Annotated in this window: 12 protein-coding genes; 5 read left to right on the top strand and 7 right to left on the bottom strand. The window is 60.5% G+C overall.

Annotated elements, in window-relative coordinates; genetic code table 11:
• The first annotated feature begins 5 nt into the window (after positions 1-5).
• From C8N42_RS08130 to C8N42_RS08110, 5 genes are all read left to right on the top strand, one after another.
• The gene (locus tag C8N42_RS08130; protein ID WP_107816067.1) at positions 6-1,355 is read left to right on the top strand and encodes an ABC transporter substrate-binding protein; all 1,350 of its coding nucleotides are present in this window, start codon (positions 6-8) and stop codon (positions 1,353-1,355) included.
• A gap of 65 nt (positions 1,356-1,420) precedes the next feature.
• Entirely contained in the window at positions 1,421-2,668 is a 1,248-nt protein-coding gene (locus tag C8N42_RS08125) for a sugar ABC transporter permease (RefSeq protein WP_107816066.1), read from the top strand.
• Positions 2,665-3,876, top strand: a complete 1,212-nt coding sequence (locus tag C8N42_RS08120) for an ABC transporter permease subunit (protein ID WP_107816065.1) — start codon at positions 2,665-2,667, stop codon at positions 3,874-3,876. The genes C8N42_RS08125 and C8N42_RS08120 overlap by 4 nt, the downstream gene beginning before the upstream one ends.
• A gap of 16 nt (positions 3,877-3,892) precedes the next feature.
• Entirely contained in the window at positions 3,893-5,182 is a 1,290-nt protein-coding gene (locus C8N42_RS08115) for an MGH1-like glycoside hydrolase domain-containing protein (RefSeq protein WP_245890001.1), read from the top strand.
• Position 5,183: 1 nt separating this feature from the next.
• The gene (locus tag C8N42_RS08110; protein ID WP_107816063.1) at positions 5,184-6,194 is read left to right on the top strand and encodes an ABC transporter ATP-binding protein; all 1,011 of its coding nucleotides are present in this window, start codon (positions 5,184-5,186) and stop codon (positions 6,192-6,194) included.
• A gap of 50 nt (positions 6,195-6,244) precedes the next feature.
• Here C8N42_RS08110 and C8N42_RS08105 read toward each other — a convergent pair whose 3' ends face one another.
• The 7 genes from C8N42_RS08105 to torT all read right to left on the bottom strand — a co-directional run bounded on the left by C8N42_RS08105 (position 6,245) and on the right by torT (position 15,166).
• Positions 6,245-7,459 carry an OpgC family protein gene (locus C8N42_RS08105; RefSeq protein WP_107816062.1) on the bottom strand — a complete coding sequence of 405 codons (1,215 nt, stop codon included), beginning with the start codon at positions 7,457-7,459 and terminating at the stop codon, positions 6,245-6,247.
• Entirely contained in the window at positions 7,446-9,242 is a 1,797-nt protein-coding gene (gene mdoH / locus C8N42_RS08100; RefSeq protein WP_245890000.1) for a glucans biosynthesis glucosyltransferase MdoH, read from the bottom strand. Before mdoH ends, C8N42_RS08105 begins: the two co-directional genes overlap by 14 nt.
• A 13-nt stretch (positions 9,243-9,255) precedes the next feature.
• A complete protein-coding gene (locus tag C8N42_RS21605) occupies positions 9,256-9,432 on the bottom strand; it encodes a hypothetical protein (RefSeq protein WP_170109250.1) in 177 nt (58 codons plus the stop codon).
• Positions 9,429-10,979, bottom strand: a complete 1,551-nt coding sequence (locus C8N42_RS08095) for an OpgD/OpgG family glucan biosynthesis protein (protein WP_107816246.1) — start codon at positions 10,977-10,979, stop codon at positions 9,429-9,431. The genes C8N42_RS21605 and C8N42_RS08095 overlap by 4 nt, the downstream gene beginning before the upstream one ends.
• A 510-nt stretch (positions 10,980-11,489) precedes the next feature.
• Positions 11,490-12,506 (bottom strand): ABC transporter permease, encoded by a 1,017-nt coding sequence (locus C8N42_RS08090; RefSeq protein WP_107816061.1) that lies wholly within the window; start codon positions 12,504-12,506, stop codon positions 11,490-11,492.
• The gene (locus C8N42_RS08085) at positions 12,503-14,020 is read right to left on the bottom strand and encodes a sugar ABC transporter ATP-binding protein (protein WP_107816060.1); all 1,518 of its coding nucleotides are present in this window, start codon (positions 14,018-14,020) and stop codon (positions 12,503-12,505) included. Before C8N42_RS08085 ends, C8N42_RS08090 begins: the two co-directional genes overlap by 4 nt.
• Before the next feature lie 81 nt (positions 14,021-14,101).
• Positions 14,102-15,166 (bottom strand): TMAO reductase system periplasmic protein TorT, encoded by a 1,065-nt coding sequence (gene torT, locus C8N42_RS08080; RefSeq protein WP_107816059.1) that lies wholly within the window; start codon positions 15,164-15,166, stop codon positions 14,102-14,104.
• Between the last annotated feature and the right edge of the window lie 35 nt (positions 15,167-15,201).

Raw genomic sequence — 15,201 nt, 5'->3', positions numbered from 1 at the left:
GAGAGATGACTTTCAAAAAGCTGACCCTTCTGAGCGGAGCCGCCACGGCGCTCGCGCTGTCGAGCATGGCGGCGGGGGCCGAGAACCTGCGGTTCTGGACCACGGAAGAACAGCCGGACCGTCTGGCCAAACAGGAGGCGATGGCCGAGGCGTTCGAGGCGAAAACCGGTAACACGGTCGAGGTCATCCCGGTTACGGAATCCGAGCTTGGCACGCGGGCAACCGCCGCTTTTGCCGCCGGTGACCTGCCGGATGTGATCTACCATCCGCTGCAATATGCGCTGCCCTGGGCCGAGGCCGGTATTCTCGACATGGACGCCGCGACCGATGTGATCGAGAATCTCGGTGCCGACACCTTTGCCCCAGGCGCCCTTGCCATGGCAGGGATGGATGACGGTTATGCCTCGGTTCCGGCCAATGGCTGGACCCAGATGATTGTCTATCGCAAAGACCTCTTCGATGCCGCCGGGCTTGAGGCGCCGACCTCTTACGCCGCTGTCGAGGCCGCAATCGAGAAACTGCACAATCCGCCCGAAATGTACGGCTTCGTAGCCGCGACGAAAGTCGACGAGGCCTTCATGTCTCAGGTGCTCGAACATGTGTTTCTCGCCAATGGCGTAAGCCCGGTGGACGAAAACGGGTTTGCTCCGCTCGATGAAGCGAAGACCACGGAAGTACTTGAGTTCTACAAGAAAATCGCGGAGGCCTCGCCTCCGGGCGATCTCTACTGGGATCAGGCGCGGACGCTCTATTTCTCCGGCAACACCGCGATGGTCTTCTGGTCACCCTTCATTCTCGATGAACTGGCCGGCCTGCGTGACAGCGCGCCGCCCACCATCAACGACGATCCGACGTCGACGGAACTGGCGTCGAAAACCGGTATCGTGACCAACTTCTCCGGGCCGTCGAACCCGGATGGCGCGGCCTATGCCAATATCAACTATTTCGGCATCACCACCGATGCGGCAACCGATGCGGCTGAGGCATTCGTCGAATTCTCGATGGACGAGGGCTATATCCAGACCCTCTCCATCGCGCCCGAAGGCATGTTCCCGACCCGTCGTGGCACGGCGGACGACCCGGAATATTTCATCACCGAATGGGCGAAGCTGCCGGTCGGTGTGGATCGCAAGGCTCCGCTGGGCGATCTCTACGCACAGGAGATGGTTGACGAGATCGTCGGTGGTCTCGATGTGGCGCAGCGCTGGGGAGTCAAGGAAGGTCAGCTCGGTCTGGCGTCCAAGATGAACAACTCCCAGGTGATCAACCGCATCGTGCGTCAGTATATTGACGGCGACATCGACGCGAGCACGGCCGTGGCGGATCTGAACGCCGAACTGAGTGCGATCGAGTAACGCCGATCCTCTGCGGGGCGGTTTGATCCGCCCCGTTCCTTTCCTATCAAGACAGGGAGTTTTCCATGTCGGATATCGGACCGCCGCGCGGGACCGGCCCCTTGGCCCGTACCGAGGCGCGGCTTGCCTGGGGGCTTTTGACCCCGACCATTCTCGCAGTTTCTCTTGTGGTGATCCTGCCGCTTCTGGCGGTGTTCTGGATTTCTGTGAAACCCGTGTCATTGGCCGATCTGCGCGCACCTGAGACCGTGGTGCGAGAGGATTTGCGGGGCCGCCCTACGGTAGCAGGCGACGAAGCGACGCTGCGCTACCGGCTCAGGAACTCTTCGCCGACTTCGGAGATCACAGGCGTTACGCTCACCGATACCTGGCCCGAGGGGTTAACGCTTGCGGGCGATCTCGATCCGCGTTGCGAGATTGCCGAGGGGGAGTTGTTCTGTGATCTGGGCGATTGGGAAGGCGGGTATCGTGAGACGCTCAACATTCCCGTTGTGACCGAACAGGCGTGGTTCGATGCCGGTCGCGACGTGGCCGATGATCCAGTCGAGGTCGATGGCAAAGCCTCCTTCGTGCTTGCCAACAGCGATTTCACGATGAAGAATTTCGTGTCCGTATTTGACGGTGGCGAATTCTGGTCGGTGCTTGGAGTGACCTTGTTTTACACGATCTTCGGCACGCTGGGCGCGATGATCATGGGGCTCTTTGCCGCCATGCTGCTTAATCACTCCTTCAAGGGGCAGGGGATTTTGCGCGGGCTCTACCTGTTTCCCTATGTTGCCCCTGTGATCGCGGTCGCCTTTGCATGGATTCTGCTCTTCGATCCCTTCTCCGGCTCCGCCAATGCGTTGTTTGTCCAGATGGGGCTGACCGGTCAGGCGATCAATTTCTTCGGCGAGAAACCTCTGGCGCTTCTGATGGTGACGGCATTTGAAATCTGGCGCTATTTCCCGCTGTCTTTCCTCTTCATACTCGCCCGGATGCAGTCGATCCCGACGGATATGTACGAGGCCGCCGATATGGACGGTGCCTCGCCGTTTCAGCAGTTCTGGTATCTCAGCCTGCCGCAGCTTCTGGGCATCCTGTCGGTTCTGTTCCTGTTGCGCTTCATCTGGACCTTCAACAAGTTCGACGACATTTTCCTGTTGACCGGCGGCAATGCGGGCACGCGGGTCCTGACCGTGAATGTCTATGAACAGGCCTTTGCCGTGTCGAACATCGGGGCAGGGGCGGCGGTGGCCGTGGTGATCTTCGGCTGTCTGCTGCTGTTCTCCGTGTTCTTCTTCAAATTCATGTCGAAGGAGGAGGGGCTATGAAATACCTTCGTTTCGGCTATATCACCGGCCCCCTTCTGGGTGTGCTCTGGAGTTTTGTTCTTGCCGTGACGGTTGCCGTCGCCATGAGTTTCGCCACCGGCGAGGCGTTTCGACCTTCTATCACGGGCGCGCTGATCTTCGGTATTCCCACCGGATTGGCGCTTGTTTGGCGGGCGCAGACTGTGATCGCTTCTGCCGTATTGGCGGTGGTCTATTTCATCGCGCTCTCTCTCGGCATCGGGCCGGTTCTGACTGGCAATGTGTCTTTGATCGCCCGGGTGGTTGCGGCATTGTTCATGGGAATCGGCATCGGCTGGCCTCTGGTGGTCTATCTCAAGGACCTGCCCATGGGGGCACTTACACGCCACGAATTCGAGGCAGCGGTGATCAAGGCGCTCAGGGGCTTTGGCTATGTGTTCTTCACCGCCATCGTGGTTATTCCCTTCTACGTGATGCTGATGACCAGTCTGAAAAATCAGGCGGAGCTGATGCAGAACCCGCTGGATTTCTCCATTGATCTCTCAAAGGGCTGGGGGCTGTTCCGATCCTATGTCGAACTGATCACGGAATTCAATTTCGGCACTTATATGTGGACCTCCTTCTACATTTCCGTGCTGACGGTTCTGATCACGCTCCTGTTCGCCATCCCCGGTGCTTATGCCGTGGCGCGGTTGCGTTTTCGCGGGCAGGCGGCGTTTTCGCGCTCGATCCTGTTGATTTACATGGTGCCGATGATCGTTCTGGCGCTGCCGATCTACATCGCTTTCTCGATGATGGGGCTGCGCAATTCCATCGTGGGTATCGTGATGATCTATCCGGTGACGACCATCCCGGTGGCGCTCTACATGCTCCAGGGCTATTTCCGGGGCCTGCCTTCCGAGGTGGAGGAAGCGGGGCTGATGGACGGGCTGTCGCGGTTGCAGGTGATCTGGAAAATCACCCTGCCGCTGTCGCTCCCGGCGCTCGCCTCCGTGTCGCTCTACGTCTTCATGATCGCGTGGAACGAATTCCTTCTGGCTTTCATGCTGTTGGACGATCCGTCGAAATTTACCCTGACGCGGGGGATTGCCTCGCTCAATTCGTCGGAGATTCCACGTCAACACCTCATGGCCGGATCGGTGATTGCCACCGTGCCGATCATGGCACTGTTCCTTGGGCTTGAAAAATTCATGACCAAGGGGCTGACAGCTGGCTCGGTTAAAGGGTGATGCGATGACACATTCAATGCAAAATCCGCTTGATCAGGCTGCTCGCGACGTGCTTTTGGGCAATGATCGCGGGGGCTACACCATCCCGACCGCGCGGCTCTATCCGTTTCAATGGAACTGGGACAGCATGTTCTCGGCCTGGGGCTATTCCACCTTCGACATCGTGCGGGCGTGGCAAGAGGTGGAGCTTCTGTTCGCCAACCAATGGGTGACCGGCATGGTGCCCCATATGGTCTTCCACGAGGTCGATCCCGACTATTTCCCGGGTCCCGAGGTCTGGGGCGCGGATCAGTCGCCACCGACCTCCGGTATTTCACAACCGCCCGTCGCCGCGACGCTCATTCGCAAGATTTACGAGGCCGATCCCGACACGGGCTTGCTGCATGTCAAAGCGCTCTATCCCAAGCTGGTTGCCTGGCATGACTGGTGGATCAGGGAGCGGTGCAAGGACGGCCCGGTCGCCATCGTGCACCCATGGGAGTCGGGGCGGGACAATTGCCCGGACTGGGACATCGGCATGGCGAACGTGCCGGTCGACGACAGCGATCCCTACATTCACATCTCGCGGGAAAACAAGCGACGTGACCTTGACCTTTTGAACGCGGATCAACGTCCGGTGGCAACAGATTATGACCGCTATCTCGCGATCCTCGCCTTTGGTCGCTCCGTAAATTGGGACGATCGGGAGATGATCGAGAACGGACCGTTTCTGATGGCCGATCCGGGGATTACCTTTGTCCTGTTGCGCGCCTTCGCCGATCTGATCGAGCTGGGTCGCGTTTTGGGCGAAGATACCTCCGGTCTTGTGGCGCAGGAGGCCAAGCTGCGCGACGGGCTCGACAAGCTCTGGAACCCGGAAACCGGTTGGTTCGATGCCTACGATCTGCGCACGGGCGCATTCGCAGGCGTGCTCGGTTCCGGGGCGTTTCTCTCCTATCTCGCGGGGGTGTCCCGTCCGGCGCTCGATGCGCATTTCGCGCGGAGCTGGGACAAGGTTTCCTACGGCATTCCCTCGGCGGACCCGGAGAGTGAACGTTTTGAGCGTCGTCGCTATTGGCGCGGCCCGACTTGGCCGGTGGTCAATTCCCTGATTGCCATGGGACTCAGGGACATGGGCCGCAAAGAGGCCGAAGCGCGGCTGCGCGACGAGACGGCCCGGCTGATCGAGATGGGGGGATTTTGGGAGTATTATGATCCGATGGATGGCACACCCTGTGGTGGGCCGTCCTTTGGCTGGACGGCTGCCGTCTGGCTTACATGGTGCGGCGTTGGTCGCACCCCGCTAACGGCAGAGAAGGAGACATAAAATGGCAAGTATCGAGTTGCAGGCTGTCGAGAAATGGTTCGGCGAGGTGCAGGTCATCAAGGGTGTCGATCTCAAGATCGAAGAGGGCGAGTTCATCATTTTCGTCGGGCCTTCGGGATGCGGGAAATCCACCCTTTTGCGGATGATTGCAGGGCTGGAGGAAACCTCCCGTGGCAAGGTCTTCGTTGGCGAGCGCGACGCCACCGCCGAGCCACCGTCGAAGCGTGGCCTTGCCATGGTGTTCCAGTCTTACGCGCTCTATCCACATATGTCGGTGCGCGAGAATATGGGCTTTGCCCTCAAGGCCGCCGGTGAGCCGAAGGACGTGATTGCGCAGAAAGTCGATGAGGCGGCGCATGTGCTCAAGCTTACCGACTATCTGGACCGTCGCCCGAAAGACCTCTCCGGCGGGCAGCGTCAGCGCGTGGCCATCGGGCGTTCCATTGTGCGCGATCCGACGGCGTTCCTGTTCGACGAACCGCTCTCGAACCTCGATGCCGCGCTTCGGGTCGAGATGCGCTATGAGTTGGCAAAACTGCACCGCTCGCTTGAGAGCACGATGATTTACGTGACCCACGATCAGGTCGAGGCCATGACTCTGGCCGACCGCATCGTCGTTTTGGAAGCGGGCAGGATCGCGCAGGTCGGTTCCCCGAAAGAGCTTTATGAACGTCCCGGCAACCTTTTCGTGGCGCAGTTCATCGGCTCACCGAAGATGAATGTTATTCCGGCTTCCGCCATTGGGCTGGGGGACAGGGGCAAGGACCTTGGCATTCGCCCCGAACACATCACCATCGTGCCCGCTGGGCAAGGCGATCTCGACGGGGTGGTCGATGTGATCGAGTACCTCGGCGCGGACACTTATATCATCGTCGATGCCGAAAACGGTGCGGGTCAGATGACGATCCGCGACCTTGGCGACGCGCCGCATCGGGTGGGCGAAAAGGTCGGGCTGAAGTTCGGTGAGGGCCGCACGCATCTCTTCGACGAAAAAGGCCTCGCAATCCGGTAATTTCAACGAAGACGTATGATCTCACCAGATCGCGACTGCCTTGAATGCGATTATTCCGCGGGCATCGTTCGGGCGGCGAAGGTCATGGGGCGCGTGGCGTTCTGCCGTCTGGCGGATTTCTGAATGTCGCCGAGCCAAGCGACGACAATCAGGATCAGCGCGCCCAACGGCATAAGAACCCAACCGAGCCAGTGAGCTTCGGCATAATAGCCCATGATCACATGGTTAAAGAGCGCAAGGATGGTCCCGGTAGAGAAAACCAGCAAACCCTGACGCCCGAGCAGTCGCAGGAAAGACAGCGCTTTCGACCCGGTCAGATGCGTCACCCAAGGCAGACAGGAGAGGACATAGGCCAGCGCCAGCGCATGAGTCATGCGCGGCAGGGCGAGGAAGGTCTTGTCATGCGACACCATGTTGAACGGCAGTCCCGCCTTGCCCAGAAGCGCCATCTGGTGATTCATGAACGGGCCGAATCCGGGCACATAGCGCCAGGCGAGAACCAGCACGAGCCAGCCGGTTGCGAGCCAGAAGAGCCACGGCGTTTTCGGGACGAAACGTTTGCCCAGGCGCAGAAAGATACCGGTGAGAAGGCCCACGATAAAGATGAATTGCCAGGCAACGGGGTTGAAGAACCACCCGCCCGGGTTCGGGTAATTCGGAAGATTGAGCCGCCAGATCCCGGCCGCGAGCCAAAGCGCTGCCGAAAGACCCAATAGCAGCATCGGACGCCAGAGGCCCAAGAGGATCATCAGCGGCCCGAAGAACAGAAGAGCCGAATAAGCAGGCAGGATATTTACATAGCCGAGCTGATGGCCCAGCAGGGGAATGCCGATCATTGCCTCCGCGGTGTTGTTGAACACCTGTTTGAGGTTGATTTTGGTCAGCAGTTCATCGACGCCGAACCAGGTCGCTCCGGCAGCAAAGATCGCGATGGCGCAAACGGTGAGGAGGATTTGCACCAGATAGAGCGTCCAGGAGCGTTTCCACATCGGCGCGATGGCCTGCCACAGGCCTTTTTCACCGCGCGCTTCGAACCGACCTGTGTAGGCCAGTCCTGCGGCAATCCCAGACATGATGAAAAACGCCTCCGCCGCATCGGAAAAACCGATGTTGCGCACGGTGAGATATTCGTAGGGATTGTCCGGCGAGTGATCGACGAAAATCATCAGGAGCGCAAGACCGCGAAACGCGTCGATCCGGGGATCGCGTGGGCGTTTGGTGGGTTGCGCGAGTTCGGTGGGCACCGCGATGTCATGCCGGGACATGGGTCACCTCCGTGGTCACGGTTTCGGGGTGAGGCTCGGATTGCCAGCGGCCAAGGATCTCGCGATAGTTGCGGATCACCGGCGCGGGGCGGCGCTCTTCGGGCACCAGAAACAGTTTGTGCGTCAACGGGCGCGAGGTCCATGCGATGAGAAACGGCGCGGCCAGCATCGGCAGACAGACGGGCAGGAGCCACAAAGTCAGATCGGGGGCCACACGGGCGACGATCGCAAGCGCCGCGCCGCCGGTGAGCATGATCCAGAGGCCCGCGCGGAAGCCGTCGACCAATGTCAGAGCGCCTTCGCCACGCTGGTTGGCGGGCCAGCCGCCGTCACGACCGGAAAGCACCTGCATCACCGCCTTGGTCTGATACATCAGCATCAAGGGCGCGATCAGAGACGACAGAAGAATTTCGGCCACGACGGAGAAGCCCGCCCGAACAGATCCGCCAAAGCGTGCGGTGCGGCGCGTTCCCGACGCTTCATAGAGAATGGCGAATTTCGGCAGGATCAGAAGCCCCATGATGCCCACGATCAGCGCGGTGATCTCCTTGGTTCGGTCATCGGGGAAGACCGGGAAGAGCATATGCGGTTCCGGGAAATAGTTCGGCACCGGCGCAAGAATCGTGGCCACGACGGAGGTGATCAGGAAGGCGGCCCAGAGCACTGAGACGAGATAAGCGAAGATGCCTTGAAGGAAAACGAAACGCGACCAGGCGGCCAGACCCGGGGCGAGCAGAAGCCGGGAATGTTGCAGGTTGCCCTGACACCAGCGGCGGTCGCGCTTGGCGTAGGACAGGATGTTCTCCGGGCCTTCCTCGTATGAGCCGCCGATGGTGTGATCCACCTGCACACGCCAGCCCGCACGCGCCAGAAGCGCGGCTTCGACATAGTCATGGCTCAGGATATGCCCGCCAAATGGGGGCGGCCCGGCGAGTTCCGGCAGCGCGCAGCTTTCGGCAAAGGCCTTGAGCCGCACCATGGCGTTGTGACCCCAGAACGGGCCGGTGTTGCCTTGAAGCCGTTCGAGGCCACGGGTGAAGACCGGGCTGTGAAAGCTTGCCGCAAATTGCATGGCACGACCGAAGAACGATCGTGCTCCGATGATTTTCGGCAGGGTTTGGAGTAGCCCGAGCTGCGGGTCGGCCTGCATTCTGGCGGCCATGTCTCGCACGGCGCGGCCTTCCATCAAGCTATCGGCATCGAGAATGAGAGCGAGATCGTAGGCAGCGCCGGAGCGGCGGATGAAGTCTTCGATATTGCCGGCCTTGCGGCCCCGGTTGTCGTTGCGGCGACGATAGAAAATCCGGCCCTTGCCTTGGGTTTCCGCAATGAGGCGAAGATAGGTTTGCCGTTCCAGAAGAGCGGCTTCCTCGTTGCGCGTGTCCGACAGGATTGCGATATCGGCCATCAGACTTTCGGTCCGGATCGAATGATCCATGGCGGCGATGCGGGCAAAGGTCGTCACGGGATCCTCGTTACATATCGGCACGAGTACGACGAGCCGGGGGGCGGGGGACGTCAGATCGGGCATCGGGCGCGGTTTGCGGACGCTGGGCGCGAGGCCGACGAAAGACAGGGTCGCGCCCCAGGCCAGCCAGGCTGTCGTGACGAAAATCAGAAGACCGCGCACCACGTCCCAGACATCGACCCCATCCTGAATGGCGGCATCGGCCAGAAGCGTGGAGGCGGTGAGTGCGGCCAGAAGCGCGAAACTCAGGGCCAATGTGCGCAAGAGTTTGGTCCGCGAATCCGCAGCCATCACCTTGCGTGGCGAAGACGACATGCCCGGGCCTCCCTCAGACAGTCTTTCCGGGCAGGATCAGACGCACAAGGCGCGGCCATTCGGCGCGCACATGGTCTCGTTCGAGCACCTGCTGCGGCATGTCTAGCGGTGCTTCGGGCGGGGTCCAGTTCTGGGCCGCGTCCAGAAGGGCGTTGGTATCGGTATCATGTGGAGTATGCGTCACAGTCATTCCCTCACCCATTGGTAAAGCCATGTTTCGGTCAGTGTCTGATCATAACCCGTCAGGGCGGCTTTGAGTTCCGCGACATTTCCGGGATCAGCCTTGGCCTCGATCACCAGACGCCAGATATCGGTATCGCTGACCTTGCTGACAATAGCCTGCTCGATTTCTCCGTGTCCTATGCTGACCTGCGGGACAAGCTCGGCATCTGCGGGCAGGGAGGACAGCGTGCCACCCTCGAAGTCGATCACGAATTTGCGGGCATCGCTTTTCTGTTCGACCCCGGCAACACCGCCTTCGCCCACACGGGTGCGCAGGATGCGCGCGCGGTCCACGCTGCGGTCGCCTTTCGGGGCCATGCCCCAGTGCAGGCGATAAGCATATTCCAGCGCCGCACCTTTTTCCATTTTACCCTCGGGCACCCAGAAGGCGACGATGTTGTCATTGCCTTCGAGCTTCGAAGGAATTTCCACCAACCGCACCATGCCTTTGCCCCAGTCGCCGATCGGTTCGACCATGAGCGACGGACGGCGTTCGTAATGCGCCTGGGCGTCGAGATAATCGTCGAAATCACGGCTGCGTTGCACGAGGCCGAAGGATAGCGGATTTTCCGCCCCCAGATAGGAACTGGCCAGACGCGGCGGGTTATTGAGCGCTCTCAGGTAGGTTTCGCCGCCACGGGTGTTGAGCACGAGATATTCGCTGTCATGCACTGAGGCGCGGAAGTCGTCGAAGCCACGCGGATCGGCACCGCCGAAGAGATACATCGAGGTCAGCGGCGCGATGCCGATCTGATCGGTCTTCTCGCGAAGGAAGAGACGGGCAGTGACCTCCATCTCGGTGGTTTCGCCGGGGGTGATCACGAAACGGTAGGCGCCGGTCACGGATTTGCTGTCGAGCGCGGCATAGACCGTCATCGTGGTTGCGCCGGGGATCGGGCGTTCGAGCCAGAAATCGGTGAAACGCGGGAATTCCTCCCCTCCGCTCATGGCAGTGTTGACGGACAGACCGCGCGCGGAGAGACCGTAGACATTGCTGCGTCCCAGAGCACGAAAATAGCTTGCGCCGAGGAAGGCGATCAGTTCGTCGAAAATATCCGCGCGGTTGAGCGGGTTATGCAGACGAAAACCTGCGACCCCTGGCATCGGTGTGTCTTCGGGGATCTGCTCGCTGACGTTGCCGCCATATTCGAAATCATGGGTGGTGAAATCCATCGAACGCGCGCGCCCGTCGACGATCTCGTAGATATGCACCGGCTCCTTGAAGAGCCAGCCGAGATGGAAGGCGTGCAGACGGAAGTTCTGCCCTTCGTCCTTCCAGCGGGCATGGTCGGGGCGGAAACGGATACGTTGGTAGGCGTCGTAATCGAGCCCGGCGAGTGCGCCTTCGATCTTCTCAGCCTCATGCCAGTCTTCGTCCGCAGTGATGCGCATTTCTTCGGTCAGCGCATCGAAGCTGAACGGGGGCAACTTGGGCGGTTCGGCGGGTTCTGCCGTGGCGGGGACTTCCGGCTGGGTTTCCGGTGCTGCGTCTTGTGCGTGCAGGGTGTAGGGCATCACCGCGGACAGAGCGACAGAGCCGGCAAGCGTCGCAAGAAAGCGGCGGCGGCGCAGATTGTCGGGCGTATTTTCGATTGCGGCGGTTGAACCGGCGGGGGTCGTCAAACTGGCACTCCGTAAAGTCATGGTCAGGGCAGTAGATAGGGCGTGGATTTTGCTCTGCAGCAGAAAATGCCAATCTGCGGGGTTCTGTGGCGGAAAGCTGCTCAAAGCGGGCGGAATTCCTCCTATTCTCAATGCCTTTTGACCTTTTTTGTCCATCGCGCAAGTGGGATTTTGCGCGCAGGGTGCGGATTCCCCATGGAGTCAGGGGGAATTGATTTCGCACTTGCGGCATGGCTGTTCGTAAAAGTGTTACATTCTTGATGTGGCCCGGTTCCAGTGTGAAAAATGCACACAACTCCCCGTCAGCCTCGCCGGTACGCCTGCGACTCACCCAAGCCTGAGATCATGGCATGACAAAGGGGACTGCGATGCAGCCCCCTGTCTCATCCTTTTCTGGAGAAATCAGCGTCCCTGCATGATCATCCGGTAACGCATCTGGTCGAAGATTACGGCGAGGATCAACAGGCCGCCCAGAAGCACCATCTGCATATAGGAGCTGATCTTGGCGAGGTTCATGCCATTCTGCACCATGACGATGAAGAAAGCTCCAAGCACCACGTTCTGAACCCGCCCGATGCCACCCCGAAGGGACACGCCCGCGATGACACAGGCGGAGATCGACTCGAGCGCCATGGTGCCGCCGAGGTTCGCCTCGCCACTTTCGACCCGCGCGGTCAGAAGGACACCGGCGAGCGCCGCGATCAGCGAACAGAGCACATAGGCCAGAACGAGAGTTTTCTTCGTGTCGATCGCCGAAAGATGTGCGGCCTTGATATTGCCGCCAACCGCGTAGAGCCGCGTTCCCAAGGGCGTGCGCGCCATCATCAGCCACATCGCCGCGATGCAGATCAGTGCGATGAACACTGGTACGGGCACGCCGAACCATTTGCCGAAACCGAAAGTGTCGCCGAATGCGAATGGCAGGCCGGAGATCGGGATGCCACCGGTCATGAAAAGCGCAAGCCCCGCCCCAACGGAGGACACGCCCAGTGTCATGATGAAGGGGGAGACCTCGAAATAGGCCACACCCACGCCGTTGATCAGCCCGACCATGAGCGCCACGATCCCGCCCGCCGTGATGCCGATGGCGATGATCAGGAAAACGGAGTCGAACACCCCCGCCGCCCATGTCATCGAGAGCGCAGAGACCACGGAGGTGAGCGCAATCGCCGTGCCGACGGACAGGTCGAATCCGCCTGAGACCAGCACCAGCATCTGCCCAAGAGACACGAGCACCAGATAGACCGACTGGCGTGCGACGTTGACGAGGTTCTGCCCGGTCAGGAATTTGTCAGACAGGAAGGAGAACACCACAAGGGCGATGCCGAGGAAGAAGGGCAGGACGCCGACACGGAGAAACAGGGTTTTGATCGGGTTGGCGCGGGTCTCGCTTTGCGCCTGTGCGGTTGCATCACTCATTGGACGGGCTCGCTTTCGGTGAAGAAATGTTTGAGGACGGTGTCTTCGCTGGCCTCCGCGCGCGGCAGTTCCGCGCTGATCCGGCCATTGGCAAAGATAAGAAGACGGTGGGAGAGGTTGATCGCTTCGGGCAGGTCAGACGAGATTACGACCACGGCTTTGCCTGTCTCCGCCAGCGCCTTGATTTTCAGGTAAAGCGCCGCGCGCGTGCCCATGTCGACGCCCACGGTGGGCTCGTCGAAGATATAGACATCGGCCTCTTGGCCAAAGGCTTTGCCGAACAGAACCTTTTGCTGGTTGCCGCCCGAGAGCTGCGACACGCGGCGGCTGCGATAGGCGTCGGGCAGTTCCACGCGCGTGGCGATACCGGCGACGGTCTTGCGCACCGACCGCCAGTCGATCCAGCCGCGTTTCACAGGCCCGTTTTTTCCTGACGCGCCTGAGGTGACGACATTGAGCGCGAGGTTCTCATCGGAGGTCTTGGCGAGGTCGAGCCCCTCGTGTTTGCGATCCGGTGAGAGGTAGTAGAGGCCTGCGCGGATGATCTCGCGGGTGGGGCGCCCGGTGATGTCCTGCCCCTTGAGCGCGACCGTACCGGAACGTATGGGCACAAGTCCCATCATCGCGCGGAAGAACCGCGATTTGCCGCAGCCGACCAGACCCGCGACACCAAAAACTTCGCCCCGCCGCAGCGTCAGCGACGAGGGTGCGACACCGGCAGTGGCGAGATCCTTAACCTCAAGCACCACCTCGCCGGGCTCCGTGGAAATCAAAGGGTAAATCTCGGCAATTGCGCGCCCGGTCATCATTTCGACCAGTGCCGCCTCGTCGGTGCCGTCCATCTCGACCGTGCCGATCTTGGCCCCGTCACGCAAAACAGTGATGCGGTCGGCGATGCGTTTGAACTCCTGTATCCGGTGCGAGATGTAGATGATGCCCACACCCTTGGCCTTTTGCCGGTCGATGAAATGGAACAGGTGATCCACCTCGCGATCCGTGAGCGATGCGGTCGGCTCGTCGAGGATCAACACCTTCGGATCGCCATGAAACGCCTTGGAAATCTCCAGCATCTGCTGTTGCGCCCGCGACAGCGAGGACACCTGCGCGGTAGGTGAGATCGGGAACCCCAACTCGTCGAAAATTTCCTGCGCGCGACGTCGCATCTCGGCATGGTCGATCAGCAACCCGGTGCGCGGTTCCTGTCCGAGAAACATGTTCTCGGCCACGGTGAGCGTGGGGATGAGAGAGAATTCCTGAAACACGGTGAAGACGCCATGCGCCTTGGCGCGGGCCACCGAGTCGAAGGTGACTTCGTGGTGGTCGAGGTAAATCTTGCCCTCGGAGGGCGTGTTTGCACCGGCGAGCATGGAAATCAGCGTGGATTTCCCCGCGCCGTTTTCACCGAAGAGGACGTGCACTTCGCCGGGCATGAGGTCGAAATCCACCCCGTCGAGGGCACGCACGCCGGGGTAGACCTTGGTCAGATTGTGGGTGGTCAAAAGCGGAAGGGTCATGGGGCCTCCTGATCGGGTGAGGCAACAGGGGATTGCCTCACCCGGCATGGTCTTCACATTAGATCGAGGATCGGTCTGGGATCACTCGACGGAGAAGACCGGACGGAAGCCTTCCGGCGGAAGGATCGCATCGCGGGAAACATCGCCGATGTTATCGCCATCGACCACGAAAATTTTCGGACCGACGTGTTTGACATAGTCCTTGCCTTCGATGAGGCGCACGGCCTGATCCATCGCGATCCGTCCCTGAATGACCATCGAGTCTGCCGGTGCCGCCGCGATCATGCCGCGCTGGATGCCGGTGTAGACGCCGGGGGTCATGTAGAAGGCGAGAAGACCAATATCGTCGGTGAGACCACGCTCGCGCAGAAGACCTTGCGCCGCTTCGGCGGTGACGGCGGTGCCTGCGAGGTATTTCACATCCGGGTCGGATTGCAGCACGTCTTCGACGAGTTTGAGCTGGGCTTCCTTGCCGGTATCGCCGTAGCGTGGTTCAAGCACTTCGACGGCGGAGCCTTTCACGGCCTCCAGAAAGCCGGTGTTCGCCGCTTCGACCCAACCGGCGCCTGCCGGACCGGGGAACCAGCCGACTTTGACCGGATCGCTGCCCGCCGGGTGTTTCCCGGCGAGGTACTTACCGATTTCGAACCCCATCGTGTAGAAGGACACGAGAGATTTGGCGGAGATGTCGGGCGAAGACACGCCATTGATCACGTCGATCACCGGAATGCCCTTGGCGGCGGTTTCCTTGATCACGTTGTTGAGGCCGTCATAGGAAATCGCACCGATGATCACCGCGTCGGCTCCTGCGGCCACGCAATCCTCGATCTGGCTGACCTGCTTGGCAAGCTCGGTATAGCCGCCCGCTTCGACAAGGTTCATCTTAACGCCAAGGCGCGCGGCCTCTTCCGCGACACCGTAATCTACACCCAGCCAGTAAGCGTCTTTCATATGCGGGAAGGACACGCAAACCTCGTAAGCCTCATCGGCTTTTTCGAGCGGCACATAGGTCACGGGTGACGCCGTGCCATCGGCGGAAAAGGCCGGGGTGACCTCTTCGGCCTCATAGGGGAACCAGTCTTCGGCAAAGCTGGGGGTAGTGGCCAGTGCGGCAAGCGCCACACCTGTCATCAGGGCAAGTTTCATGGTTCTGACTCCTTGTTGGTTCATCAGGGAAGGCG

Source organism: Celeribacter persicus (genome assembly GCF_003050785.1).
Lineage (GTDB): Bacteria > Pseudomonadota > Alphaproteobacteria > Rhodobacterales > Rhodobacteraceae > Celeribacter > Celeribacter persicus.
This window is presented reverse-complemented; position numbering and strand designations above follow the sequence as displayed.